The sequence below is a fragment of the Pseudovibrio sp. WM33 genome, assembly GCF_001623165.1.
GTDB lineage: Bacteria > Pseudomonadota > Alphaproteobacteria > Rhizobiales > Stappiaceae > Pseudovibrio.
Map to the genome: position 1 here is coordinate 79,011 of NZ_LMCK01000110.1, position 26,571 is coordinate 105,581.

The following is a 26,571-nucleotide window of genomic DNA, read 5'->3' on the forward strand; positions in this document are numbered from 1 at the left end:
AGGCACTGATGACTCGCTAACTTCTTCTTAAGCAACGTATTTGAGGGGAAACACGATGCATAACGCAAACCGAGACATCACAGGTATTCGCAAGATAGGTAGTCTACCAGAACTGGTGTACCACGAGGCTGATCATGTGGTGCAGCTTGTCGATGGCCGACGTTCAGGGCGGCACTGACTGCAACAATCTGAAATCCATCCAAGCTCGCATATTGAAAGCGCTACTTGCCGGAACTGTCTGTCGGCTTACTGATGGCCAGAACAGGATTGTCGCAAAAGGAATGCTAGTCTGATTTTAACAGCAGAAAGTGTTTAAGCCGCAAGGTTTGTCTGCTTCAGGAAAGTTGAGAAAGTCATGCATCAACTACTAGATGAACTCTTTAACGAGATCGGGCGAAGGATTGGCCTTGATGGTCTGTCTTTGAATGAAGACAACACGCTCTTGCTTGGGCTGGAGCATGAGCTCTTTATGAACGTGCAGTGGCGCGATTCGACACAGACGCTCTTGTTCAATGCCGTGCTGTGCACGCAGCCTTGCAGTGACCTGGAGAAGCTGCAGGCTCTCATGCAGACAAACTGTGTCCTCACACACGGACACGGCATGAGCTTCAACCTTGATCCGGCGACAGATCACATCAATCTGTCTCAGGTGGTTAGCATTGCCGATAAGTCCTCTTTTACGCTGCAGGAAAAGCTGGATCTGTTCATCAGTACATCTGCCGCCTGGCATGAACGACTGAACAGTACCGCACCTCTTCAAATGGACTGGCAACACTCTACGCCTGTTATCGCTGAACCTTCTTTTGAAACTTTGGGTATGAGAGTATGACAGCAATTAATCTGAGCATTTTTCAAGGTATCTCTGATTTTGTCGGTCGGGATCAGAAACTAACTATCACTGATGGCAGCTTAGCAAAACGGGAAACCCAAACGACACATTTGGGGCGTGTGGTTTCCTGGGTTAAGCAGCACACAGTTGATCATACTCGAAAAACAGTCGATCAAGGCACTTTTCGTACTGCACTGCAAAACGAATACGGCAAAAGGTCGGGTAGTCAGGCTTACCAGTATGCTTGCAAAGCCTGCGGTTATACGGATGGAAAATCACACAGTTTGACTGCAAAGCAGATCTCGGCAGGCGTCTACTTCGCTGAACAGCGTAAACAAGAAGCTGAAGAGCAAAACAAGAACATCATTCAGCACTTTATAAAGAACCCAGATTTGCTGAAGAGCGTGGGGATAGCTCGTGTACCTGGTCAACGGGCTAGTATTCAGCAGCTGATTGCCGCTCGACACTCCGTGGATTTTGAAAGCTTTTCAGAACACGACCTCACAAGTGTTTTCAAGCAAAATCTGAGAGATAACCTGACAAATACTGAATCTGCAAAAATGTTGGCCTTCATGAGAGACTTCGATCTTCCCCTTTCGTTACTACCGGGACCCGGAAACTTGCCACCGGTAAATGAGTTACCCGAAATGGTTCAAGACGCTGTCAAGTTTTCAACGATGGTGCTCGAACATCAATCGAAGAATAAAATGGATGCACGAAACATTGGAATTGTAATGGCTCCCAACATTGCTGAAGGCAACAACGCGGACCCGATAAGGGCACTTGCTCTCAAAACCAATTTCTTCAATGCACTAATTAACCGCGCTGACTAGCAGTCATCACTCATACAGAATAGGCCGCTGAGTTTTATTCTCAGCGGCCTATTCTGTAATTCTCAGGCTGAATTACTTGCTCAGTTTTTCAGCCATGATCTGGATTGTTTTGACATATACGCCAGCACGATTCCAAGAGCGGATCACCCCGTAGTTAGGTGTGCCCGGTCCCCAAGGTTGACCCGGCCGCCAACCGTAAGACATGAGGAAGTGCGCGGTGGAAGCCAAAGTATCTGAGGTGTTGTACAGCAGATCCCGTTTGCCATCACCGCTGTAGTCAATCGCGAACTTGATGTAGGAGGATGCAAGGAACTGGGTCTGGCCCAACTCACCTGCCCAAGCTCCCTTCATTTCGCTCGGCTTCAAGTCGCCCTTCTGGACGATGAGCAGCGCATGATAGAGCTCATTGCGGAAGAAATCAGCACGGCGGCAATCATAAGCCAAAGTTGCCAGAGAGCGTATGGTGCTCATATTGCCTATGCCACGCCCGTAACCAGTCTCCAGGCCCCAGATGGCGGTGATGATCTCACGAGGAACTCCAAATTCGTTCTCTATACGCGTGAAAAGCCTGTCGTGTTTCTTCATCAATCTACGGCCCTTGTTTATGAGGGCGTTGTTGACGCGGAGCTTGTAGAACTCCTTAAAGCTGAGCTTGAAAGATTTCTGATTCCGGTCGTAACCGATCACCTTGCGGTTATAAGTTACGCTACTCAGAGACCTGTTTAACGTTGCTTTTGAGATCCCCTGGGACTGGAGCGTCTTTTTGTAGGATGACAGCCAGCGGTCAAAGCCTGCCCCTGTATCGCCACAGGTTGCGGCTTGAGCAGAAGATACGCCTAGCAACACCAGACCAGCGCCAAGTAATAGCCCGGCTTTTCTGGTTTTGAATTTAACCTTGTCAATAAATGATTCGAACACCCCAAACTCCTGCATGTTCACTAAGCAATTTTGATCTTTCTAACGAATAAAAGTAGCCAAATTGGCGGATAACTGAAAATTTTTGCAGTCCTGATATATTTATTCGCATTTTAACCTTGATCCTACCACCGGCATGTGTCCAACTAAAGACCGTACACATAACTGTTTTCAACATGCCTGATCGTTTTGGACAACCTATAAGCGCATAATTAAGGACAAGCTAACACTTAGCTGGACTTACGCAGGGGAAGTTATGCACTTAGACGTTCACCTCAATGAGGTGAGTCTCCAGGTTGGGATTTAGTGGTGAAGACGGACTTGGTGACGGGGCAACGTGAAGATTTCCCATTGGGATATAACGGAGGAATGGGTATGAAATCCATCAAAACCATCGCTGCAACTGCAGTATTGGCAGCAGCAATGAGCACAACTGCTATGGCAGCGGACTTTAAGCCTGCAGTTATCTTTGACATGGGCGGCAAGTTCGACAAGTCATTCAACGAAGCTGCCTATAATGGTGCTGAGGCTTTCAAGGCTGAGACCGGTATCGAGTATCGCGAATTTGAGATCTCCAACGCTTCCCAGCGTGAGCAGGCTCTTCGCAACTTTGCGCGCCGTGGCATGAACCCAATCGTTGCAATGGGCTTCGCGCAGGCTGCTCCAGTGGAAAAAGTTGCTAAAGAATTCCCAGATGTCAGCTTTGCTATCATCGACTCTGTTGTAGATCTGCCAAACGTACGTTCTGTTGTCTTTAAAGAGCAGGAAGGTTCTTACCTTGTTGGTATGATGGCAATGCTCTCATCCGAGACCGGCAAGGTTGGCTTTGTGGGCGGCATGGATATTCCGCTGATCTCCAAGTTCTCCTGTGGTTACAAGCAGGGCGCACTGACCACCAACAAAGACGGTGAAGTCTTCGCAAACATGACTGGTACTACACCAGCTGCATGGAACGATCCGGTTAAAGGTGGCGAGCTTGCTAAGTCTCACTTCGCACGTGGCGCAGACGTAATCTTTGCTGCTGCTGGCGGTACCGGCCTTGGTGTTCTTCAGGCAGCTGTTGATGAAGACAAGAAGTTCATCGGCGTTGACTCCAACCAGAACCATCTGGCTCCAGGCAAAGTGCTAACCTCCATGGTTAAGCGCGTTGACGTGGCGGTTGCAAATGCATTCATGGATGCAAAAGAAGGCAACTTCACCACCGGCATCCAGTCTCTTGGCCTTGCTGAAGACGGTGTTGGCTACGCAATGGACGAAAACAACGCTCCACTGGTTAGCGAAGAAATGAAAGCAGCAGTTGAAGCAGCTCGCGCAGACATCATTTCCGGCAAAATCACCGTTCATGACTACATGAGCGACATGGCTTGCCCATACTAAGATTTGCTTAGTATGCTGGCTTAGGTCAGAGATTAGCCCCTGCCTGAACACAGGCGGGGGCTTTTTTTATGCTCTACCCCACCATTGGTCTTGGGGTCTGTATGACTTCCAGATGTTCGATTGACGCTTTCAGAAGAGATATCGCTTCTTCAAAGTGCTTATGATGCGCGATCGTTGACAGGCTGACACGCAATGCGTTGATGTCCGTGCGTGGCATTGCCTGAAAATTGCGGTGCGACAGGACTTCCACGCCCCTCAAAAGAGCCGCTTGCGCCACCAATTCTGCACTTTGCTGTTCTGGGAGTTGCAGCCATGTGAAGAGTTTTTCCTCACCGCCTTGCAGCACGTTGTTTGGAAACATCTCTTTGATGTGCAGATAGCGTTGCCTCAGAACTTCTCGTTTTCTCTGCAGCGTTTCTTGCAGTTCCCCACCTGTAATCCATCTGGACACAATCTCCACGTTGAGCGGAGCTGCCATCCATGTGCTTTCACCAATGGCGTTGGCAAAGGCTGTTTTGACATTGCCCGGGACATGGATGTAGCCAGTGCGCAACCCAGCTGACATGACTTTGGAGGGGGAACCGATCAGAACAGTGTTCTCTGGCACCAGCTCAAGAAAGCTCTTCTGCTTGCGGGAAATGAAGGGCGTATAGGGATCGTCCTCAATAACCGTGAGGTTGTGCTTTTCGATCACAGTTGCCAGTCTCTGGCGCTCGGCATTACTCAGCGTATGAGTTGTCGGGTTCTGTGCGTTTGGTATCAAAAAGACGCCACGGATGTCATGCTTAGTGCAAGCCTCCTCCAATGCATCAGCAGACATAGCCCCCATATGCCCGTTCTCATCCCGTTCGGCTTCAATGGGTACAATTTGTAGGCCCAGAGCCGGGAGCACAGACAGAATAGGCGGATAGATCATCTCATCTACAGCAACGACATCACCACGGTTGAACATGGCTAACATGGCGATCTGAATGCCATGTTGTGCCCCACATGTAACGAGTGTCTGGTTGGCATTCGCAGGCGCGCCATAGAACTCTGAGAGAAACTGCGCGCCTATCTCCCGATGATAGAACGTCCCCTCAGACGGACCGTATTCATTCAGTGAGTTGACCAGAGGGTCATTGCTCAATTGCTTGAGTATTTGGCCAAGATCCGGGTTGAGGTGTGCCAGACCCAAGTTGCGAGCTAAATCATAGCTCTGAATGCCTTCTGTATTTGGCATCAGCATCAGTGGTGAATGCACATTTGCTGTCTTGGCAATGAATGTGCCCCTGCCCGTTTCTCCACGCACCAGTTTTCTACGCTCAGCCTCGGCATAAGCCCGCGTGATTGTACCAAGCGTTACTCCAAGCTGATAGGCGAGCTCGCGCTGAGGCGGAAGCTTGTCACCTTCCACAAGGCGGCCAGTTTGGATGTCTTGTTCCAAAGCCGTTGCAATACTTAGGTATTTTGGGCTTGAGAGCTTGTTTGGGTCAGGCTTCCACATTGTATTCATAACAATAAAGAGATTGATAGATACGATCGATACAATAATTTAGCACATCGTGTAGATTGTATCAATTGACTGGAATAACAATATGGATTGGGCAACGCTCAGCGCATTCGCGATTTTTGTAGCCATTATGACCGGCACTCCGGGGCCGGGAAACCTCACCTTCATGGCGATTGGTGCCAGCGCGGGTTATCGCACTGCCTTTCCGGTTATCATAGCGGCAGAGCTGGGCAGCCTCCTGCTCAACCTCTGTGTGGCTTTCGGACTGGGGCAATTAATGGCGCGCGGGGGGCTGATGGTCAATGCCTTAAAATTTGCCTCGATGGCCTACATGACATACCTAGCCTGGCGCATTGTGCAGCTGAACATCAAGCCAAAGGGCGAAGTTAGCTTGCCGACATTTTGGGAAGGTTTGCTCATTCATCCACTTAGCCCCAAAACCTGGGCAATGAGCCTGGTGGCGTTTACCAGCTTCTTCGCGGCCAATGGTATGGGGCTTTATGAGAATGCGGCGATCCTGACAGCTGGCTTTTTGATCGGCGGAATGATCTCTCACAGTGTGTGGGCAATGGTTGGGGTTTCAATTCTTAAGGTGATTGGCGAAGGCGCTTTGATGCGCGGCATCACAATAGCTATGGCAGTCGCGATGCTTGCAGCAACTGCATGGTCCTTGCTGCTCTAATGTTTTCACTGGTGGCGCGAGGCAAGCGCTGCCAGTGTTCCTTCCAATATACGTTCCACTTTAGGGCGGTCTGCCCGCTCCATGATGCCGATAATAGGTGCCTGCGTTTTACCCTCGTGATCCAGAATAGTCGCACCGCGGGCAAACTCTCCACCTGTTTCAACGAGTACGCCGCAAACAATGGTTCGGGCTATGACCTCAGAGTCCAACAGGGCAGCAGCGGCCAATGGATCAGGCAGGATGAGAAGGTCTTCGTGGTACCACGTCTTGCCACGCTCTCGCATGAACGTACACATATGCTCTGCAAACTTGGCTGGGATCGTATCTCCCAAACGCTCAAATATACCATCGACCACATCCCCCGGGAGGGCATCATGGAGGCTTGGTTCCCATGGAATGAGCGTTGTGTTGATCGCCTGCGAAAACACTGCTTTTGCCGCTTCCGGGTCGCAGAGGATGTTGAACTCAGCGGCAGGCGTAACGTTGCCGCGTCCATGGCAGGTTCCACCCATAGACCAGATGCGATCAACTCCTTCGACCAGATCCGGCTCCTCGCGCAAAACTTCTGCCAGATTTGTGAGTGGTCCAATGGTCAAGATCTGAAGTTTTGGCCCACCGAGTGCAGCTTTGCGCAGAACATCCCGGAGAGCATTGTGTGCTGTCTCACCTGAATGCCTCAGGAGGTGCCGGGGGCGTTCCACTCCGCCTAATCCGTCTGGTCCATGAACATAAACCGCATCGATACGCTCACCAGAAATTGGATCAGATGCACCTTTATGGACCGGAATATCTGCATTGCAGATGGCGAGCGTGTCCAGAATATTCTTTGTTGCCTGCTCCAGATCGACATTGCCAAATGTGGTCGTGATGAAATCTATCTTCTTGCCTGAACCAATGAGCATCATGAGCGCGATGGCGTCGTCAACACCGCCATCCGTGTCCACTGCAAAAACAAAATTATCCGGCACGTCATTCTCCTGGCACGCCTTTTTGGCAGTGCGTATCCGTCAATCAAAGCCAGTTTCAGCATTTTGCGTTGGTGAGCAAGCCCTCGTTTCCTCAGGTCTTCAGGCCACCTTGCCGTTATCCATATAGGGCGGAAGATACCACGAAGGGTTATTCAAATGATTTAACTGCACATTTGCCAAATTCAGCCGTCTTGCAACATCCCCCCAGGGGGGATAAAAGCGAGATATGACTGAAAAGCACACACACCAGTCCCATCCGGGAATTGTTAATCGCCTTAAACGCGCTGATGGGCACCTCAAATCCATTATTGGTATGATTGAAGATGGTCGCCCGTGCGTGGAAATAGCCCAGCAACTTCATGCGGTTGAGAAGGCTGTCATGCAGGCAAAGAAGACCCTGATCTACGATCATCTGGACCACTGCCTTGATGACACGGTCAACAATCCGGATGCAAATTCCGAACAGACGATTGAAGAGTTCAAAGCAATCTCCCGTTACCTCTAGGGGGATATAGTCAACTCAAGAAAACAAGAAGCCAAAGGAGTTTCCGCGTGCTGTCCGTACTCGCGAACCGAACCTATCGCCACCTGTTTCTTGCTCAAGTCATTGCCTTGTTTGGTACTGGCCTTGCCACTGTCGCCCTAAGTCTTCTGGCATTTAACATCGCCGGAGAAGACGCCGGTTCAGTGCTTGGAACTGCCTTTGCGATCAAGATGATTGCCTATGTTGGGCTGGCCCCGATTGCAGCTGCGTTTGTTGAACGGTTGCCGCGACGTGCTGTGCTGGTGGGGCTGGATCTCATCCGTGCAGTCGTTGCTCTTGCCCTGCCGTTTGTAACTGAGATCTGGCAGATCTATCTGCTTATCTTTGTGCTGCAGTCCGCTTCCGCTGCCTTCACTCCCGCATTTCAAGCCGTCATTCCTGATGTGCTGCCGGAGGAGAAAGACTACACCAACGCTCTATCCTTGAGCCGCCTTGCTTATGATCTAGAAAATCTGCTCAGCCCGACGATTGCGGCTGGCTTGCTGTTGGTGATCAATTTTCATGGTCTGTTTAGTGGCACGGTGATCGGTTTCCTTGCTTCTGCAGCTCTCGTTGTTTCGGTGACTTTGCCAAAGCTCAAACCGGCCAAAAACCAGCGCACCATCAAGCGTATGACGCAAGGCACCCGCATTTACCTCAGCACCCCTCGCTTGCGCGGAATGTTGGCTGTTTATCTGGCTGTTGCGGCAGGTGGATCTATGGTGATTGTGAACACCGTGGTGATTGTACAAGGCACGTTTGGCCTGCAAGCTGATGACGTTGCCATTGCTCTAGCCTGTTTTGGTGCTGGCTCCATGATTACAGCGCTCAGCCTTCCTAAAGTTCTGGAGCGTTTTAAAGACAGAAGCGTCATGATCTTGGGCGCCAGTGTCATGGCCGTTTGCCTCAGCTTCGGATTTATGTTGAGCAGCTTTACGCAGTTGCTTCCGCTCTGGTTCCTGATGGGCCTTGGCTATTCTGCAGCACAAACACCCTCTGGCCGGGTTTTACGACGCTCTGCGAGAGGTGGAGATCTTCCGTCAGTGTTTGCAAGCCAGTTTGCGCTCAGCCATATATGCTGGCTGATTGGTTATCCAATGGCTGGCTGGGTTGGCGCTCGTCTGGGCATTCCGGTCAGCTTTCTCTTCATGGCGGTATTGGCGTGGATCAGTGTTTTCGCAGCAATGCTGCTGTGGCCGAGCAAGGATGCAAAGAAGTTGCGGCATTCCCACGAGGACCTGCCAGACAATGATCCACATTGGTCAAAGGGCGTCGACAAAGTAGGCAAGAGCCACGTGCATGAGTTCAAGATTGACGACCTACACACACGATGGCCTAGCAGCCTATAAAGCAGCTGTTGCTCAGAGACGGCCCAGCCGCATTGCGATGGGCCAACTGATCTTGCGGGGTTGCTGTAGATCTCCCCAAAGGCTGGTCAGCTCTTTTGCAAAGCTCTCCATCAGGCTTTGCTTGCCAGCCTTTGCTGCTACTTTGACAGAGGACCAAGTGCGCACGTAACCGAGGAAGTGCTCCAGCGCCCATTCCCGCTCAATAGACATCTCCGGATACTCCAGCTCCTGAAACGGAAAATCAAAACTGGCGTATCCGTTGTCAACGTGCTGGCGCTCTGGAGGCCAATAAGGACCGATTTCATCGTAATAGAACTGGCGAAAGCGGGCGTTGCATTCGGTATGATTTATGGAGAGAACACCATAGCTGACGAGTGCGAGCACACACTCTGGTGCTGCAACACGTCTGACTTCCTCATAAAAGCTTGTCAGATCAAACCAATGTGCAGCCTGTGCAGCGACAATCAGATTGAGGCTCGGTGTCTTCAGCTGAGCAGCGCTCTGCTGGTTCCACTGCAAAGCGAATGTTTGGAGCAGGTGCTGCGTTTTCGATTTGAGAGACGCTGACATCTGTGGCTAGCACCTGCCTGAAGTGCCTTGCAATCATGCTACTGAACTGACCATTCCCGCAGCCAACATCCAAAGCCAGATTGTGCTGCTGGCATTTTGAGGCCAAAAACTCAACAAGCTCGGAAGGATAGGTTGGGCGATACTTTGCGTAACTCTCTCCAGCATTCTGGAAATGTGATGCAGCCAGATTATCCTGCGTCATGTGCAAGCCTCCCCTATTTACGGCGGGAGACTAACAAAAAACGCGGCCCCAGCAAGGGACCGCGTTCTAAAACTTTTGCCTGTCTGAAAGATTAGTTCAGAGGAGACAGGACGATTTCTACGCGGCGGTTCTGCGCGCGGCCAGCTTCAGTTGCGTTGGACGCGATCGGGCTGGTCAGGCCGTAACCTGCTGCGGAGATGCGTGCACCGTTTACACCCTGATTATACAGGTAGTTGCTGACGGAGTCTGCACGGCGCTGAGAGAGCTGCAGGTTGAACTGAGCGGAACCGGTGTTGTCGGTGTGGCCGTAAACGTTCAGTCGAGTCTGCTGGAACTCTTTCGCCACCAGAGCAACACTGTTGAGGACCTGCATTGCGCGGGAAGACAGAGATGCCTGACCAACAGCAAAAGTCACATCGTTTGGCATGTTCAGCACGATCTGGTTGCCGTTACGGGTTACGGAAACACCAGAGGACTGAAGCTGCTGACGAAGCTGAGCTTCCTGACGGTCCATATAGTTACCGATACCGCCGCCGATCAGACCACCTGCAGCTGCACCAACGAGTGCACCTTCAACACGAGCACTTTTACCGCCAGCGATTGCGCCGATGATTGCGCCAGTGGCTGCACCAAGGCCTGCACCGCCTGCAGTTTTGGAAACGCGGGACTCACCCGTGTATGGATTGGTTGTCGTACATGCTGCAACGGAAAGGCCGAGAACAATAGCAAACGCGGCGTGCATCAGTTTTTTCATTTAAAATTCTCACATCGTAATTTTTGGGGGACAGATGAATCACAATGAATCTGTCTCCCTATCGAACATTAACCCTATCAAAAGCCACTGAGCGCCTAATACAAGTGCCCAATAGGAGTGTGTCCTTGAATTCCACCGGATTTGTCGCTGAAAACAGCCATTTTCTTTGGTTTGTGATGGCAGTCACACAAATCATCACTGAATTAAACAAAGCCTTTTGACACTCTAAAATTTGCCACAATTTCCGCAAGGCAATTTAAAGCATGCTGTTTAACGCCGTTTTTTCCTAAAAGATGAACACTGAAGGAAGCCCAAAAACAAATAAGAAGGTGGGGTTCCATGAAAACGGTGCTTGTCCTTGCATTCAGCATTCTCAGCATGACGTGGTCATTTGCTCAAAGCCCAAATGCAGATGACCAACTGCTTTTTGCCCCTGACCAACCAGCACCGCCTGAGCAGCCCTGCATCACTCTCAGTAATAAGAAGATCCTTTGCGGAAAAGCTGATGATGCCGGAAGCCAGCTTCTTAGCGTGTTCAAGGGCGTGCAGTATGGGCAAGCGACCCGATGGCAGCCTTCCAGTGTGTTTGATGAGTATGAGCCCAACGGCTACGAGGCATTGCAGTACGGCGCTCGTTGCCCGCAACCGATTTGGAATCCCAAAGATCAGCTGCGTGGTGAAGAAGACTGCCTCTATATGAATATCTGGGCACCGGCTGACGCTATCAAGAACCTCAGCAAACTGCCTGTCATGGTGTTTTTCCATGGTGGTGGTTTTATGGCTGGAGGAGCAGACAAGGCCTATCACGCTGCTAATAAAGAGATCATTGAGCTTTATTCCGGCAAGTCTTTTGCTGCTGATCAGAACATTGTGCTCGTAACCGTCAACTTCCGCCTTGGCATTCTCGGCACTCTTGCGACTGACGGGATCACCGGACAAGAGCCTTCCAACGGTGGCAATTACGGCTTGCAGGATCAGCAGACTGCACTGAAGTGGGTGCAGAAGCATATTTCATCATTTGGCGGAGATCCTGAGCAGGTCACGATCTTTGGTGTGAGTTCCGGCGCGATGGCTGTTGGCCTGCATATGTTCAGCGCTGATAGCTCTCAGGATCTGTTCCGCGCAGGCATCATGCAAAGCAGCGCATCTGCCTATAAGTATCGCAACAAAGAGGGAGGGCGTGACCTCTTCTACTTCTATCTAAAATGCCTGAGAGCTGTCATTCGCAATCCAGACTCGGATGAATGTGCATTAACAGCACAGCTTGATGATCTTGAGAAAGCGAATACGCGACAAATTCTTCTGGCTCAGGCTTTGCTTCAGGATACGCTCTTCAAAAAAGGAGTGTTCCTGAGCGCCCTGCCTGGCAGCATAGCCTTTTCCCCCATCATCGATGGCAGTTTCCTAAAAGAGCAGCCCAATGTGCAGATGGAAAAGGGTAATGAAAAGCCCTTGATGTTGGGCTTTAACAAGAACGAAGGCGTTCTGTTCGCGAACACCATTGACGCGACCGGGAAGCTAAACGCTGTAACTTTCAATGGGATATTGGGTCGGGATTACGAAAACCCAATGTTGATTGTAGGCCGTACTGGATATGGTGCACAAACTCCTGCTGCATATGGCTTGCGCCCAAAGACACCGGCCACGGCTCTTTCCAACCTGATTGGGAACTCAGTGCTCACCTGCCCTACTATGTCCGCCAACAGCGAGCGGGAAAAGCCGAGCGATAACACGTGGCTCTATTTCTTTGCGCAGACATCTGTCGAGAATATGGAAAAACCGCCTACAAACCCGAAGGTGAATAATGTTTGCGGCCCACACAACCAGTGGGACAACGCCTGCCATGCTTCGGAATTGCCGTTCGTGTTCAACACTATTCCACCGGACGCGACACAAGAAGACAAAGACCTTGCTGTGAAGATGAACGCGCTTTGGGCGCAATTTGCAAAGACACCCACAGAGGGACCATCCAAAGACTGGAAATTGTGGAGCTGGCCGAAAATTGGCAACCCATCAAACTTCAATGTCCTGCAGGGTGCGAACATCGAAACAACCTATGAGGATCTCTTTGAGCAATCCGATTGCGCGTTCTGGCTTGGGGAAGTTATTGAAAGGAATGCAAATACCATTCTTATTCCCAAGCAGATACCTGAGGAATGATCCAGTCTTTTCAAGGAACTAGGGAAAAGAACTGGCGAAGCAGATGATCTCAACTATCTCACTAAGGAGCCTTAAGAAGAGATGGTACAGACGAGTGGATTTGAACCACCGACCTTCGGAGCCACAATCCGACGCTCTAACCAACTGAGCTACGTCTGCTTGCCAGTGGCGCGGAACATAGGTACAATTTTTGAGGTTGGCAAGTCCCTTGGAACATCAAAATGAAAAAAGTCCACAACACTGATAAAAAACCGCTCGTTACACACTCTAACTAGGTGGTTTCACTCTGTTTTTCAGAGGCTTAAACGCAAAATCCTCCCGTATGAGTTGCAAATTGCTGTGCAATCCAATCGGGAGGATATGTACGTTCTTGAAAAAATTTAGCCGGAATTATGCCAGCTTCATATCTTTCATAGATTTGTCGAAAGCTTCTTTTGCAGGCTGAGACATCGTGGTTGCAAGTTTCGTTGCAGTTTCCTGCATCTCTCTCACCTGTTGGCTCATCGCATCATACTGTTTGCGGCTGTAAGAAGACTGAAGCTCGATTGCTTCAGACAAGCTCTTCACACCGAACATGTCGCGAATATGAGAGAATGCAGCTTCGGAATTGTCTTTCGCTGCATCGACAGCTTTCAGATTGATTTCCATGAAGCTGTCACGTGTCACTTCCATGCTCTCTTCAAGCATTGCAGATGCTTCTTCAGAAGCAGACTTCACTTTGGCATAACCTTCACGCGCCTGATCAACGCTCTTTTCGGTCATTTCCTGAATAAATGCAGGCACTTCCATCTTGTTCATTGCAAACACCTCATTCTCTATAGACTTGGCGGCTTTTGGAGCAGCCTGTTCAGTTTTCTTCTCGGATTTAGCAGTATCAATTTTCGCAGTAGTCATTTGGATTGCTCCTTATCGTCTTGGGAGAAACATAAAGGATCAAGAGGGAGAGAACTGTCTCCCCTTAGGTCAACTTGAGATTAATATAGGAGCTATTTTGTGCATTGCAACATTATTTTGCGGCGCAACAATATCGATCGTGCTTAAGCTGCTGAAACGAAGAAGAAAACTTTTTTATTCTGGTGGTGCAAATCGTGAATTTGCAGCGGTGGGTTTCAATGGCACCTCTCGAACGAGGCGCCAATACGCTTCATTCCACTGTTAAGTGGGGCAGGACTCAGCCCCCTTAAAACCAGGGTTCCTCAAAAGTCTCATGCTTTCTTTGCTGCGTCTTTTACAGCGCGGGAGGCCTTTTCACCCATCTCACGCATTTGTGCTCCACTTTGCTCCATCTGCTTGTGCAAGTACTCTTGCTGCAAGCCTACGAGCTCTTCCATATCGCGCGCCTGAAACATGCGCTGCGCTAATTCAAAAGCGGAATTCACATTTTGCTCAGCAAATGAAAGGGCCTGACGATGCATGTCTGAGGAATCCACATGCATTGTGCTTGATGCATCTTCCATGCTGCTCACCGCATTTTCGGTTGCATCCATGAAATTATCAAAAGCCTTGCGTGCCTGATCAATGCTTCGATCAGCAAATTCACGCATTTGATCCGAAACTTCAAAAGGAACTTTTGTATCTGCCATGCTCAAGCCTCCACCATTGTTGATTAAGGTTTCATTCGCACTGTGGAAAGGGCCTATTCCCTCCCCTATTTGCAACTCGTTTACTCTGATGTGGCAATGCTATACTTAACCATAGGGAAAGAAAATAGGAGCTTAAACGAGCAGTGCAGTTTACGGTACTTTAAGTATACAGGAATTGTGGGGTGAATAATTGGGTGGCTTGTATCTATTGGAATTGACAGATGCGAAGTTCGGCGCTCATTTGTTAAACTCTAAGCCTTTATCAGGATTTAGCTTTTGAAAATGCCGGTGGGTGGGTTGCCATAAATGGCAGGCTCTGGTTTTTCAAAGCTTATAGATAAAGTAGAGTGGGGCTATAATTGGGAAAATATACCCCTGATAAATTGAGGCAGGTTTCTTTAGTAAGCTTACAGCAAAACTGCTGAAGTCGCTTACATGCCCGTTTCAAACCGGATATCATTTGATTGCACCGCCAATTTTGAGTCTTGGTGCCTGTGAAAGAGAGTAGATTGCGTTTCTCAACCAACCCCTTCTTGGGAAACCTTCAGTGTAGGGACCGAGCTCGTGGCTGACTTTGTCTTCAAACGCCGACAACGGCCGATCCGCTTCACTTGGGAGCTGGACCGAAACGGCTGTTTTCGTAGCTTCTCGAAGGAGTTCGCCGAGCTATTAGGCCCACAGGATGCCGCTCTGATCGGCCTCCCCTTCGATGCTGTCCGCAAAAAGATGAGGATTGGTAAGGTCCCGGCGATTTCGAAGGCGATTAAAAAACAACGTGCCGTCAGCGGTGCAACACTACTTTGGCCCGCCTGCAATTCCAATAAGGTTGTTCCTCTCGATTTATCTGCTCAGCCAGTAGAAACAAAATCAGGTGAGTATGATGGCTTGCGCGGATTTGGGGTTATCCGCAGCGTCGATGCAAAGAAATCTGATGAACCTGTTGATCCGCTTGCAGTCCTGATCAAATTACGTGCCTCTTTGAAAGAGGAAAGCGAAGGCGCTGAAGCTACCTCTGAACCGGCAAAGACAGAATCTCCGGTCAGTGAACCTGATGTAGGGCTGACGCTTGAGCACTATCAGCCTGAACGATTTGTGCAGGGAGACGCCGCACCAATCGAAGCACTTTCCGAGGCTGAGACACATCAGGTAACGGAAATTGTTGAGGCACCACTGGTTGAAGGCATTACGGCGCCAGGTTTCTTACAAAGTGAACCTGAGATTCCAGAGTTGATCGTTGATTTCAACGAGGATGCCGAGGAAGAAGAGCAGGAAGTCGTTGAGAGTGCCGAACATCCTGAGCCGGAAACCTCTCCCGAAGCTGATCCGGTTGAAGAGGTGACAGTCGCGGTGGCTCTTGAGCCTGAAGCAGACGACGCTGCTGATGCTGAAATCAACCTCCCACCAGAACCTGATCTACCTGCATCAGACACACAGCCAGATGAAAATGGATTGCACTTTCTTCATGACGAAGAAGCAATTGCTGTTGAGGAGAATGAGGGGTTCCTTCAGCTGACGGATGCTGACGTCCTTCGCGATCCGACAGACCCTCTTGAAATTGCAGCTCCCGTTGAGGTCGAAGCGCAACCTGAGGAGGTTTCTGAGCCTGAAATAGCTGATCAGACTGTTTCTGCTTCGGAAGGTCCAGAGCAAGTGACGGCTGAAACTGATTTGCAGGCTTTTGAAGAGGATCTTACTGAGGCTGAGGAAGCTCCTCCAGAGACTGCAGAACAGGTGAGCGCTGCTCCGTCAATTCCCGAGCCAACCAGTAAAGATGACTTTGAGCGTGCTATCGCAAACTTGCCGGACGCGCCGCAAAAGAAAGTCAGAACTGGTCCACGCAGCCTTGCGGAATTGACCAACAGCATTGTTCGGCTGGTAGATAAACATCCTGTTCCAAGAGAGAATGTTGGACTTTCCAAACCAGAGCGAGATGCCTTCGACAAGATTGCGCGGGCATTGGGTGCTGAGAAGAAAGATGAGCAAACTGCTGTTCCGGCACAAGCTGAAACCACAAAGACAGTTCCTGCTGCACCCGAAGAGACAGCAGCTCTCGCCGTCTCTGAAACTGATGTGGTGGAGACTGAGTTCCACGAAGAACCAAAGCCTACAACAGCGGCGAAAGCTGACAACATTATTCCGCTGCCCGCTGAACCAGCAGCACGTGATGAAACCGTTGCGGCTGAGCCAAAGCAGGATAATGTAACCCATGTAGTTCTGCCGCGCGTTCCACCGGATATTGAAGAAGCTGCAGAACGCGCTCGCGAAAAGACTGGACGTATTCCAGACAAGCCGATTGTAGCGCCAATCGATCCCCGCTTACTGGATCGCCTTCCGATTGGGGTCGCCGTTGTTCGCGACCGCGATGTTGTTTATGCAAACGACACTCTGCTTGAGCTGCTTGGTTACGAGCGCTTTGAAGGATTGAATGAGGCAGGAGGCCTTGAGGCAATCTTCGCAGAACCTGAAGAGTGCCCTACTCCAAGCTCTCAAACTGTAGACCGTATCGTACACGTTCGGCTCGCAGAAGGTGGTGTGCTTTCCGTTGATGCGCGTATGCATGCTGTGCCTTGGAATGGTGCGCAAGCGCTCATGATCTCTGTGGTGGAGAAGATACAGGGTGAAGCAGATGCCCCTGCAGCTTCGGCTCACGTTCAGGCTGCAACTGGCTCCGAAACTCAAATCAAACATCTGCACACGCGCATTGAAGAGCTGGAATCCGTTCTCGCAACTGCGACAGACGGCGTGCTGGTGATGGATCAGCGCGGTATCATCCGCAGTGCAAATCACTCTGCAGAAGCCCTGTTTAATGCCGGCGAAGATGACCTTCTAGGTGCCCCGTTTACGACATTCCTGGCGGATGAGAGCCACATTGCAGCACTGGATTATCTGGATGGGTTGGTCGCCAATGGCGTTTCCAGTGTGCTCAATGACGGACGTGAGGTCATTTGCCAAACACTGGATGGTGACATCTTCCCAACGTTCCTAAGCATGGGACGTGTCAGCCACGCAAACGAGCAGCTTTTCTGTGCTGTGTTGCGCGATATCACGCAGTTCAAACGAGCTGAAGAAGAGTTGGTGAGTGCCCGGTACAAGGCGGAGAAAGCCAACACTCACAAGTCTGAGTATCTGACTAAAATCAGCCATGAAATCCGCACGCCGCTCAATGCGGTGATCGGGTTCTCAGAAGTGATGCAGGAAGAGCGCTTTGGTGAGCTTGGGAATGTGCGTTACAAAGAGTACGCCCGCGATATCCATCGCTCCTGCTCCCATATGCTGACGCTGATCAACGACCTGCTTGATCTGGCCAGGATTGAAGCTGGCAAGATGGATCTGGCGTTTGAAGCTGTTTCTGCAGCCGATGTAATCAATGAGTGCGTTGCACTGCTGCAACCTCAGGCGAATGATCAACGCGTTATTATTCGCGCCAGTACACCTCTGTCTGTTCCTAAGATTGTGGCGGATCCGAAAACGCTGCGCCAGATCACATTGAACCTGCTGTCTAACGCCATCAAGTTCAACCGGTCCGGCGGTCAGGTGATCATCTCGCTTGTGCTTGATCCGAGTGGTGAAGTGCACTTGCGCGTTCGGGATACTGGCCACGGGATGTCGAAGGCTGATCTGGAAGCTGCGCTTCAACCGTTCCGTCGCCTTAATGCCTCTTCTTCAACAGAAGGGTCTGGTCTTGGTCTTCCATTAACCAAAGCCCTTGTGGAAGCGAACCGTGCTTCGTTTTCAATAAATTCTGAAGAGGATGAAGGTACGCTGGCGGAAGTCACTTTCCCACCTCAGCGGGTTCTCGCCGAATAACGCGCTCCTGTGGTGGCCTGACCATCGCAGGAGATTCGCATGCTCACACTGGCTGCTTTGGAAGATGCTTCGCAGGAACTGCGGCGCCATATGGCCCCGACAGCGCTTTACAGCTGGCCCTTGCTCAATGACGCCTTGGGCTGCGAGGTCTTCATCAAGCACGAGAACCATGCGCCCACCGGATCGTTTAAGGCCCGGTGTGCTTTGCTTTATCTCCTACGCCAATCACAACGGCATGTCAGCTCTACAAGCTTTGTTGCAGCCACACGCGGTAACTTTGGACTGGGCATGGCGTGGGCAGCAAAAATGCTGCACCAGCGTGCAGCGATTGTTGTTCCTCAAGGCACTTCCAAAGAAACGACAGCGGCTATCCAAAGCTACGGCGCATTTTTGATTGAGCACGGCAAAGACTTTGAGGAGGCCCATACATTCGCCTGCCAGATGGCCGAGAATTCTAAGCAGGTGCTCTCTCCCGGCTTTGATTATGACCTTGTTCTTGGAGCCGCGACTTACGCGCTTGAGATCTTCCGCGCGATTAAGGATCTGGATGCCATCTATGTGCCTGTTGGTTTGGGCACTGGCATATGCGGACTAATTTCTGTGCGTGACCTCTTTGGCCTGAAGACGAAGATTATCGGAGTGGTTGCAGAAAAGGCGGATGGGTGCGCGCGCTCCATTGAAGTTGGTGAATATACACTCACGTCTTCAGCCAATACCTTTGCTGAAGGGATTTGTGTGCGAGGGCCTGCCCGGGAAGCTTTTGCCTTAATCAGATCAGGTGCTGAGCGCATTATCCGTGTCAGCGAGGATGAGATTGCAGAAGCAATCCGTCTGCTTTATCGCACAACACACAATGCGTGCGAAGGTGCTGCTGCTGCTGGTCTGGCAGGTCTTTCAAAAGAGCGTGCCAACCTGCAAGACAAAAAGGCTTCTTTCATCCTTTGCGGGCAAAACATGAACCGCATCTGGATGGCACGAGTGCTGCAAGGAGACACTCCGACTCCTTAAAATTGGAATCGTTTCTGCGTATGAACACCGGTACTGCACTCTCCCCAGACCCGTTTGTTTTCAACAACTCTGAGTTTTTCAGTAAACTTTTCCTTGAGGCTGACATGAGCCGCAATTGAAAATCATTCGCAATTGCAGATGGATAGCACCTTAAAAGCTGAATTTCACAGTTTAGAATAGTTCTATCTCATTGTTTTCACGAAGTTTATTAGTTGACAGAGAAAGTCAAGTTTCCGATATAACGGCAAATGATAAGCGTTTGCAGACGCGTACAAGATCACTCAGGAGATGTTCCGATGAAGTCGTTGTTTAAGGGAATTGGGCTGACAGCAGCTGGTTTTGCACTTGGTACAACCGGTATGGTCGCATCAGCTCAGGCAGAAGGCGAAGTGAATATCTATTCTTACCGCCAGCCAGAATTGATCAAACCACTTCTCGATGCATTCACTGCTGAGACCGGCGTCAAAGCAAACGTTGTTTTCGCTAAGAAAGGTCTTGGCGAACGTATGAAGGCTGAGGGTAAGAACTCTCCAGCTGACGTTCTTCTTTCCGTAGACATTGGCCGCCTACAGGGTGCAAAAGACCTCGGTGTTACTCAGCCAGTTGTTAGCAATGCAATCAACGGCAACATCCCAGCCAACTTGCGTGACTCTGAAGGCCACTGGTTTGGTCTGACAACGCGCGCTCGTGTCATCTATGCTTCCAAAGACCGCGTTGCCCAAGACAGCATCACCTATGAAGAGCTTGCTGATCCAAAATGGAAAGGCCGCCTTTGCACCCGCTCTGGTCAACACGTTTATTCCATCGGTCTGATTGCTTCCATGATTGCTCACAAGGGTGAAGCTGAGACACAGAAGTGGCTGGAAGCTGTTCGTGACAACCTGGCTCGTAAGCCAACAGGCAATGACCGTGCACAGGTTAAGTCCATCTTCGCTGGCGAATGCGACATCTCATTGGGCAACACCTATTACATGGGCAAAATGCAAACCAACGAGAAAGATCCTGAACAGAAGGATTGGGCAGCGTCAGTTCGCATTCTCTTCCCGAACACTGAAGGTCGTGGCACTCACGTGAACATCTCCGGCATGGTTCTGGCGAAAAATGCTCCGAACAAAGACAATGCTGTAAAGCTGATGGAATTCCTTGCTTCCGATGAAGCGCAGGCTATCTATGCTGCACAGAACTTCGAGTATCCAGTAGAGCCAGGCATCGCACCATCTGAACTGGTTGCCTCCTGGGGTTCCTTCAAAGCTGATGAAGTTTCTCTCAACGAGATTGCTGCTCAACGCGCAAAAGCGAGTGAGCTGGTTGATATCGTTGGTTTTGATAACGGTCCATCCAGCTAAGTTCCAACAGGTAAATTGAGTTGAAGCCATTCCATGACATCCAGACACGGACATAGTGGATCGCCACAATACAGAACCGCCGCCCCCTCTTCTCGAGGGGAGCGGCTTCTTGCGTTTGGGACCTACTTTCTGACCGGCCTCGTTGTGATGCCGGTTCTTGCAATTGTTATTATGGCTATGGGGTCTTCGGGCAATCTGTGGCCGCACCTTGTTTCAACAATTCTGCCACGCTCAATTGCCACCACATTCCAGTTGATGGTTGGTGTTGGTGTGATCGTGTTTGTCGTCGGGGTCAGCACGGCATGGTTAGTTACCATGTGCCGTTTTCCCGGGCGGCGCTGGTTTGATCTGGCACTGTTGTTGCCGTTCGCAGTCCCGACCTACATTATCGCATTTTCATATGTTGAACTGCTGGATTACACTGGTCCGGTGCAAGGTCTGATACGCGATATCTTCGGATTCAAGACCTCTCGTGACTACTGGTTCCCTGAGATCCGCTCTCTTGGCGGTGCCATGTTTGTTATGGGTTTTGTGCTCTACCCTTATGTTTATCTGAGTGCACGCGCCTCATTCCTTATTCAGTCAGCTTGTGCATTGGATGTATCCCGCACCCTCGGTGCTGGTCCATTTCGCTTGTTCTGGAAGGTCGCGTTGCCGCTGGCTCGTCCTGCTATTGTAGTTGGTGTGACGCTCGCCCTGATGGAGTGCCTGAACGACATTGGTGCTGTCTCCTTCTTTGGCGTACAGACGCTCACATTCTCCGTTTATGATACATGGCTCAATCGCTCTAATCTGACAGGTGCGACTCAAATCGCAACAATCATGCTGGTGTTTGTGCTGGCGCTGATGTTCATCGAGTATTACGGCCGTCGTAAGCAGCGTTTTCACCAAGCAACGGGTACCTATCGCGCTTTACCAAGCTACGAGCTGAGAGGCTGGCGTGGCTGGATTGCTGTGACTGTTTGCGCCCTGCCTATCATTCTGGGCTTTGTCTTTCCTTCTCTGCTTCTGATCAGCCGTGCAAGCCGCCGTTTAGAAGATCTATTTGAACCGGCTCTCTGGGCAGCGGCTGGCAACACTCTTTGGCTGGCTGCAGTGGCTGCTGCCGTATCTATCGGCATCAGCCTGACCCTTGCCTATCGCCGCCGCCTGTTCCCAAGCAAAGTGACCACGACACTGGGCCGGGTGGCTTCAATTGGCTACGCTGTTCCCGGAACTATTCTGGCCGTTGGTATTCTGTTCCCCGTTGCTGCGCTAGACAATATGATCTCAGAGGGCTTTGAGGCACTGTTTGGCTTTGGTGCTGGGCTGCTTCTGATAGGATCGGGCACAGCGCTCATCTATGCCTATGTCGTGCGTTTTCTGGCTATGTCATACGGACAGATAGATGGCGGCTTCGGCAAGATCACCCCGCACTATGATATGGCATCTCGTAGCCTTGGTCAGACCGCCTGGGGCACGCTAGGCCGCGTTCACATGCCGTTGATGAAGCCGGTCATTCTCTCTGCGACACTCCTTTCCTTCGTTGAGTGCATGAAAGAGCTGCCTGCAACGTTGCTTCTGCGCCCGTTTAATTTCGAGACACTCGCAACAACGGTTTACAATGCAGCTTCTCGAGAAGCGTTTGAAGACGCAGCTTTGCCAGCCCTTTGCATTGTGCTGGTGGGGATCATTCCGGTAATCATGCTTGCAAAGACAAGCGCTGATACGTTCCGCGAAAAACGCGGCAACAAGCGCTTTTCCAAGGACACATCAATGGTGCCTGCTGAGTAAGAACAAAAAGAATTTGCAATAAAAAGCCGCTGAAAATGTTCAGCGGCTTTTTTGGTATCTAATGCATCTGTATCCGATGTTATCTGGTCGCAGCTGCCAGTTTCAGCGCCATTCCAACAAAAACAACAGAGGCAATCCGGTTCATAACTTTCTGAGCAGTTATAGACTTGCTCAAACGATCGCCGATGGCACCCGCTGCGAAGGCGACTGAACCAAAGACCAGAATTGCAGAGAGCATAAATACCGCCCCCAATTGCAAGAACTGCGGCATAACAGGACCGTAGGCAGGATCAACAAATTGCGGAAAGAACGAAAGGAAGAAGATCGCGACCTTCGGATTGGTGATGTTCATGATCACACCGCGACGATACAGAGGGATCAAAGCAGAATGATCGACTTTATTCTGTTGTACCGGCTCAAGCTTCGCTCTGAAGGCTCCCCATGCAAGATAAAGCAAATATCCAACACCCAGCACCTTGACGAAGGTGAAGGCTAATTCGGACGCCTGAAAAATCGCAGATACACCAAGCGCCACAGCTGTTGTGTGGAAAATCAGGCCAGTGCAAAGACCAAGCGTCACTGCAATACCTGCCATACGACCACACACTGCAGATTGTGTCAGCACGAAAATATTATCAGGGCCTGGCGTCAATGCCAGCAAAACAGTGACAGTAAAAAAACCAGCCAGTACGTCTATTGGGATCACACAGTGCTCCATCCGTTCAGAAAACTGAAGCGCACAATGCCTCAACTTCCCAACCAGAGCAAGTTTCTTAGCTTTATGTGAGCGCTAATGTCGCCTCAATTTCATTCTTAAGATCAGGATGGAAGAGCTTTTTCTTTGAAATAGCTCTGTTACTTTCTCCTAAAAGCAAAAAGCCCAACCAAAAAGGTTGGGCTTTTAATTACATACGCTGAATAGCTGTTAGTCTACCAAATTAGCTTCAGTTTTTTCTTTGATCTCATCTAACGTTACACCCTCTGCCATTTCGACGACTTTCAGGCCGCCGTCGACGATGTCGAAGACACCGAGGTTGGTGATGATGCGGTCGACGCATTTTACACCTGTGAGCGGTAGAGCGCATTTATGGAGGAGTTTTTTGTCGCCGCGTTTGTTGGTGTGATCCATAATGACCACAACGCGTTTAACGCCTGCCACCAGATCCATTGCACCGCCCATGCCCTTGACCATTTTGCCAGGGATCATCCAGTTGGCGAGATCACCCTCTTCTGAGACTTCCATCGCACCGAGGATGGACAGGTCAATGTGACCTCCGCGGATCATCGCAAAGCTGTCTGCAGAAGAGAAATAGCTGGTACGGTCCAGTTCAGTGATGGTCTGCTTACCTGCATTGATCAGATCTGCATCGACTTCATCTTCAGTCGGGAACGGGCCCATGCCCAGCATGCCATTTTCTGACTGCAGAGCTACATTCATTCCGTCTGGAATGTAGTTTGCTACCAGTGTCGGGATGCCAATGCCGAGGTTAACGTAGAAACCATCTTGCAGTTCTTTTGCCGCACGGGCGGCCATTTCGTCACGATTCCAAGCCATGATTACTGCCCTCCCTTAAGCTTCGCGTGTAGTGCGCTGCTCGATGCGCTTTTCAAATGTGCCAACAACGATGCGGTCAACGAAGATACCTGGAGTATGGATATGATCTGCATCCAACTCACCGATCTCGACGAGCTCTTCAACTTCTACGACAGTGGTCTTACCAGCTGTTGCCATGACCGGGTTGAAGTTGCGCGCTGTCTTACGGAAGATCAGGTTGCCTTCTTTGTCAGCTTTCCATGCACTCACGAGAGCTACGTCTGAAACCAGACCGGTTTCCATGATGTAGGTTTCACCGTTAAAGTCTTTGTGCTCTTTGCCTTCAGCAATCAGGGTGCCAACACCGGTTTTGGTGTAGAAGCCTGGGATGCCTGCACCACCAGCACGGATGCGTTCAGCAAGAGTGCCCTGAGGGTTAAACTCTAGCTCAAGATCACCATCCAGATACTGACGCTCGAAAGTTGCGTTTTCGCCAACGTAAGACGACACCATCTTCTTGATCTGGCGCGTCTGCAACAGCAGGCCCAGACCGAAGTCATCAACGCCTGCGTTGTTGGAGATGGCAGTCAGGTCTTTCGCACCAGAATCTCGCAGCGCAATAATCAGGTTTTCAGGAATGCCACAGAGACCAAACCCACCTGCCATGACGGTCATGCCATCAAAGGTAAGTCCTTCCAGAGCAGCGGCAGCACTTGGATAAACTTTATTCATTATAAACTCCCAATACATGAGTTGGTAGAACTCACGCTTCTCATTCTCCAGAACGCAAGCAATACCGCCTTTTCATGCTGGCAATGGGACCTGACCCTCCATCCGGATCAGCATCCTGCCGTTCCCTCCTAGGGAAAATAGGTATAGCGACAGCAATGTTGATAGCTGTGTTTTATGTCCTCGCCAAGTGCTCTTTGTACAGAGAGCGACTATTTATTGAGGTGAAAACCACAAAGCTGGGAGGAATGAGTGTTTGCGGCGCACAATTTTTTAGAATGTAACACTCAGACCCATGAAAATTCTTAAAGATGAGCTGCTGCGAGTCGCTCTTCTTCCATGCGCTTGAACCTCTGCCTTTTGGTGAGGAGAGATGCCAAGATGACGCCAATCGTCACGATAACGACCAGTATCGTGCAAATAGCATTGATCTCAGGTGTTACACCCAATCTCACCTGAGAATAAATCTTCATAGGCAAAGTGGTTGATCCAGGTCCGGAGTTAAAGCTCGCAATTACTAAGTCATCCAGTGACAATGTGAATGCCAGCATCCAACCTGCGAGCACTCCTGGCAGGATCTGAGGGAGGGTGATGCGGAAGAATGTTCTGACAGGAGGACAGCCCAGATCCATTGCAGCCTCCTCTAAGGAGCGGTCAAATCCAGAAAGGCGGGATTGCACAACGATCGCGACGTAACACATGGAGAATGTGGTGTGGGCAATCATGATCGTCCAAAAACCGCGATTTTGATCAATAGCCACAAACAGAAGCAGCAATGACAACCCGAGGATGACTTCTGGCATCACGAGTGGTGCGTAGATCATCCCCGAAAACAGAGTACGCCCGAAAAAGCGCCCTTGCCGGGCTAAGACCAGCGCAGCCAATGTGCCAAGAACCGTTGCAAGAGTTGCTGATGTGAGGCCGATACGAAATGTAACCCATGCAGCTTCCAACAGCTGTTCGTTTTGCAGCAAGGATGCATACCACTTGGTGGAGAAGCCGGCCCAAACCGTGACCAACCGAGATTCATTGAATGAAAAAACAATCAGAATGACGATGGGCAAGTAGAGGAAGCTGAACCCCAAAACCAGTGATGTGAGATTAAACCAACTCGGTTTTGACGGCATTACACGTCCCCTTCGTTGCGTCGGGTCTCGTGCCGCTGAAACAGCAAGATTGGGATCACGAGCAATACCAGAAGAACAATTGCCACCGCAGACGCAACTGGCCAGTCTCTGTTGGAGAAGAACTCAACCCACAGGGTTTTCCCGATCATCAGAGTTGATGAGCCTCCCAACAGGTCGGGAATGACGAACTCTCCTACGGCTGGAATGAAGACGAGGAAACACCCTGCAATCACGCCAGGCATGGCAAGAGGGACTGTTACCCGCCAGAAGGTCTTCCAGGGTGGACAACCCAGATCCTCTGCAGCTTCTATCAGGGTCGTGTCCAGTTTCTCTAAGGAAGAATAGAGCGGGAGGACCATGAAAGGCAGGTAAGAATAGATAATGCCAATGTAGACGGCGATGCTGGTGTTGAGGATAACCAGAGGCTCATTAATGACACCGATCGTGATCAGTGCCTGATTGAGCAGGCCATCGGTTTTCAAGATGCCGACCCACGCATAGACCCGGATCAGAAAACTGGTCCAAAACGGCAGGATGACCATCATAACCAGCGTTGGCTGCCAGCTTCTTGGTGCCCTTGCCATGCCGTAAGCAAGTGGGAAACCAACAAGCAAGGTCAGTAATGTGGATATGAAAGCTATTTGCAGGCTGGAGACATAGGCGCGCCAGTAGAGATCATCCTCTGTTAGCCAGATGTAATTATCTAGCGACCAGCGCTGCGCAGCTTCCCAAAGTCCAAACAGCCCCCTTCCCCAATCGATTACCGGCAAGTAAGGCGGAATTGAAACGGCGGCTTCAGACAACGAAATCTTTGCAACAATCACAAACGGAACAAGGAAGAAGAGCAGCAGCCAGATGTATGGCACACAGATGAGTGCGAAGCGGCCCCATTTTCCGGTTGGATTGGTCGGTGAGTTTTCCGGTGCCTGAAGTTCATGACGTGGCGGTGGGATCGTTTCTGATCTCATGAGGTCGGTTGATGAGAGGTTAGGGTCAGTCATTTGGCACCT

25 protein-coding genes and 1 tRNA gene are annotated in these 26,571 nt (G+C 50.5%); 12 read left to right on the plus strand and 14 right to left on the minus strand.

Annotated elements, in window-relative coordinates; all coding sequences use genetic code 11:
- Positions 1–55 precede the first annotated feature (55 nt).
- From PsWM33_RS28710 to PsWM33_RS19790, 3 genes are all read left to right on the plus strand, one after another.
- Positions 56–178, plus strand: coding sequence for a hypothetical protein (locus PsWM33_RS28710; RefSeq protein ID WP_275078306.1), 123 nt, complete (start codon positions 56–58; stop codon positions 176–178).
- Between the two features lie 177 nt (positions 179–355).
- A complete protein-coding gene (locus PsWM33_RS19785; protein WP_063295307.1) occupies positions 356–829 on the plus strand; it encodes a type III secretion system chaperone in 474 nt (157 codons plus the stop codon).
- Entirely contained in the window at positions 826–1,662 is an 837-nt protein-coding gene (locus PsWM33_RS19790) for a hypothetical protein (RefSeq protein WP_063301369.1), read from the plus strand. The genes PsWM33_RS19785 and PsWM33_RS19790 overlap by 4 nt, the downstream gene beginning before the upstream one ends.
- A gap of 72 nt (positions 1,663–1,734) precedes the next feature.
- On the opposite strand, the gene PsWM33_RS19795 is transcribed toward PsWM33_RS19790, so the two are convergent.
- Positions 1,735–2,580, minus strand: coding sequence for a lytic murein transglycosylase (locus PsWM33_RS19795; RefSeq protein WP_244272487.1), 846 nt, complete (start codon positions 2,578–2,580; stop codon positions 1,735–1,737).
- A gap of 372 nt (positions 2,581–2,952) precedes the next feature.
- Here PsWM33_RS19795 and PsWM33_RS19800 point away from each other — a divergent pair, with 372 nt between their 5' ends.
- Positions 2,953–3,954, plus strand: coding sequence for a BMP family lipoprotein (locus tag PsWM33_RS19800; RefSeq protein WP_063295304.1), 1,002 nt, complete (start codon positions 2,953–2,955; stop codon positions 3,952–3,954).
- Positions 3,955–4,027: 73 nt separating this feature from the next.
- Here the strand turns inward: PsWM33_RS19800 and PsWM33_RS19805 are convergent, their stop codons facing one another.
- Positions 4,028–5,449 carry an aminotransferase-like domain-containing protein gene (locus PsWM33_RS19805; protein WP_342585938.1) on the minus strand — a complete coding sequence of 474 codons (1,422 nt, stop codon included), beginning with the start codon at positions 5,447–5,449 and terminating at the stop codon, positions 4,028–4,030.
- Positions 5,450–5,531: 82 nt separating this feature from the next.
- On the opposite strand from PsWM33_RS19805, the gene PsWM33_RS19810 reads away from it, so the two are divergent.
- Positions 5,532–6,128 (plus strand): LysE family translocator, encoded by a 597-nt coding sequence (locus PsWM33_RS19810; protein ID WP_063301371.1) that lies wholly within the window; start codon positions 5,532–5,534, stop codon positions 6,126–6,128.
- 5 nt (positions 6,129–6,133) lie between these two features.
- Here PsWM33_RS19810 and PsWM33_RS19815 read toward each other — a convergent pair whose 3' ends face one another.
- The gene (locus PsWM33_RS19815; RefSeq protein WP_063301372.1) at positions 6,134–7,096 is read right to left on the minus strand and encodes a nucleoside hydrolase; all 963 of its coding nucleotides are present in this window, start codon (positions 7,094–7,096) and stop codon (positions 6,134–6,136) included.
- A 226-nt stretch (positions 7,097–7,322) separates the two neighbouring features.
- Here PsWM33_RS19815 and PsWM33_RS19820 point away from each other — a divergent pair, with 226 nt between their 5' ends.
- Together PsWM33_RS19820 and PsWM33_RS19825 are read left to right on the plus strand one after the other, a co-directional pair.
- Positions 7,323–7,601 carry a metal-sensing transcriptional repressor gene (locus PsWM33_RS19820; protein WP_063286897.1) on the plus strand — a complete coding sequence of 93 codons (279 nt, stop codon included), beginning with the start codon at positions 7,323–7,325 and terminating at the stop codon, positions 7,599–7,601.
- Between the two features lie 47 nt (positions 7,602–7,648).
- Positions 7,649–8,968: an MFS transporter gene (locus PsWM33_RS19825; RefSeq protein WP_063295300.1), complete on the plus strand. Its 1,320-nt coding sequence runs from the start codon at positions 7,649–7,651 to the stop codon at positions 8,966–8,968.
- Positions 8,969–8,980: 12 nt separating this feature from the next.
- Here the strand turns inward: PsWM33_RS19825 and PsWM33_RS19830 are convergent, their stop codons facing one another.
- The 3 genes from PsWM33_RS19830 to PsWM33_RS19835 form a co-directional block, all read right to left on the minus strand.
- The gene (locus PsWM33_RS19830; protein ID WP_208994652.1) at positions 8,981–9,487 is read right to left on the minus strand and encodes a hypothetical protein; all 507 of its coding nucleotides are present in this window, start codon (positions 9,485–9,487) and stop codon (positions 8,981–8,983) included.
- Complete coding sequence (locus PsWM33_RS28115; RefSeq protein WP_208994653.1) at positions 9,402–9,740, minus strand: class I SAM-dependent methyltransferase; 339 nt, start codon at positions 9,738–9,740, stop codon at positions 9,402–9,404. The genes PsWM33_RS19830 and PsWM33_RS28115 overlap by 86 nt, the downstream gene beginning before the upstream one ends.
- Before the next feature lie 91 nt (positions 9,741–9,831).
- A complete protein-coding gene (locus PsWM33_RS19835; RefSeq protein WP_063301373.1) occupies positions 9,832–10,494 on the minus strand; it encodes an OmpA family protein in 663 nt (220 codons plus the stop codon).
- A gap of 339 nt (positions 10,495–10,833) precedes the next feature.
- Between PsWM33_RS19835 and PsWM33_RS19840 the strand changes: the two genes are divergently transcribed.
- Positions 10,834–12,654: a carboxylesterase family protein gene (locus PsWM33_RS19840; RefSeq protein ID WP_063301374.1), complete on the plus strand. Its 1,821-nt coding sequence runs from the start codon at positions 10,834–10,836 to the stop codon at positions 12,652–12,654.
- A gap of 82 nt (positions 12,655–12,736) precedes the next feature.
- Here the strand turns inward: PsWM33_RS19840 and PsWM33_RS19845 are convergent.
- The 3 genes from PsWM33_RS19845 to PsWM33_RS19855 form a co-directional block, all read right to left on the minus strand.
- Positions 12,737–12,813, minus strand: a tRNA-His gene (locus PsWM33_RS19845).
- A 231-nt stretch (positions 12,814–13,044) separates the two neighbouring features.
- Positions 13,045–13,548, minus strand: a complete 504-nt coding sequence (locus PsWM33_RS19850; protein ID WP_063295296.1) for a phasin — start codon at positions 13,546–13,548, stop codon at positions 13,045–13,047.
- A gap of 311 nt (positions 13,549–13,859) precedes the next feature.
- Complete coding sequence (locus tag PsWM33_RS19855) at positions 13,860–14,237, minus strand: phasin family protein (RefSeq protein ID WP_063295295.1); 378 nt, start codon at positions 14,235–14,237, stop codon at positions 13,860–13,862.
- Positions 14,238–14,801: 564 nt separating this feature from the next.
- Here PsWM33_RS19855 and PsWM33_RS19860 point away from each other — a divergent pair.
- The 4 genes from PsWM33_RS19860 to PsWM33_RS19875 all read left to right on the plus strand — a co-directional run bounded on the left by PsWM33_RS19860 (position 14,802) and on the right by PsWM33_RS19875 (position 22,171).
- Entirely contained in the window at positions 14,802–18,044 is a 3,243-nt protein-coding gene (locus PsWM33_RS19860) for a PAS domain-containing sensor histidine kinase (protein ID WP_063301375.1), read from the plus strand.
- A gap of 39 nt (positions 18,045–18,083) precedes the next feature.
- Positions 18,084–19,052 carry a threonine dehydratase gene (locus PsWM33_RS19865; RefSeq protein ID WP_063301376.1) on the plus strand — a complete coding sequence of 323 codons (969 nt, stop codon included), beginning with the start codon at positions 18,084–18,086 and terminating at the stop codon, positions 19,050–19,052.
- Positions 19,053–19,348: 296 nt separating this feature from the next.
- Positions 19,349–20,398, plus strand: coding sequence for a Fe(3+) ABC transporter substrate-binding protein (locus PsWM33_RS19870; RefSeq protein WP_063301377.1), 1,050 nt, complete (start codon positions 19,349–19,351; stop codon positions 20,396–20,398).
- 147 nt (positions 20,399–20,545) lie between these two features.
- Positions 20,546–22,171, plus strand: a complete 1,626-nt coding sequence (locus PsWM33_RS19875; RefSeq protein WP_063301378.1) for an ABC transporter permease — start codon at positions 20,546–20,548, stop codon at positions 22,169–22,171.
- A gap of 79 nt (positions 22,172–22,250) precedes the next feature.
- On the opposite strand, the gene PsWM33_RS19880 is transcribed toward PsWM33_RS19875, so the two are convergent.
- The 5 genes from PsWM33_RS19880 to PsWM33_RS19900 form a co-directional block, all read right to left on the minus strand.
- Positions 22,251–22,877: a LysE family translocator gene (locus PsWM33_RS19880; RefSeq protein WP_063301413.1), complete on the minus strand. Its 627-nt coding sequence runs from the start codon at positions 22,875–22,877 to the stop codon at positions 22,251–22,253.
- A gap of 219 nt (positions 22,878–23,096) precedes the next feature.
- Positions 23,097–23,726, minus strand: a complete 630-nt coding sequence (locus tag PsWM33_RS19885; protein WP_063301379.1) for a CoA transferase subunit B — start codon at positions 23,724–23,726, stop codon at positions 23,097–23,099.
- A 15-nt stretch (positions 23,727–23,741) separates the two neighbouring features.
- Positions 23,742–24,437 carry a CoA transferase subunit A gene (locus tag PsWM33_RS19890; RefSeq protein ID WP_063301380.1) on the minus strand — a complete coding sequence of 232 codons (696 nt, stop codon included), beginning with the start codon at positions 24,435–24,437 and terminating at the stop codon, positions 23,742–23,744.
- Positions 24,438–24,739: 302 nt separating this feature from the next.
- Complete coding sequence (locus tag PsWM33_RS19895; RefSeq protein WP_063286886.1) at positions 24,740–25,561, minus strand: ABC transporter permease; 822 nt, start codon at positions 25,559–25,561, stop codon at positions 24,740–24,742.
- Entirely contained in the window at positions 25,561–26,562 is a 1,002-nt protein-coding gene (locus tag PsWM33_RS19900; RefSeq protein ID WP_063301381.1) for an ABC transporter permease, read from the minus strand. Before PsWM33_RS19900 ends, PsWM33_RS19895 begins: the two co-directional genes overlap by 1 nt.
- Between the last annotated feature and the right edge of the window lie 9 nt (positions 26,563–26,571).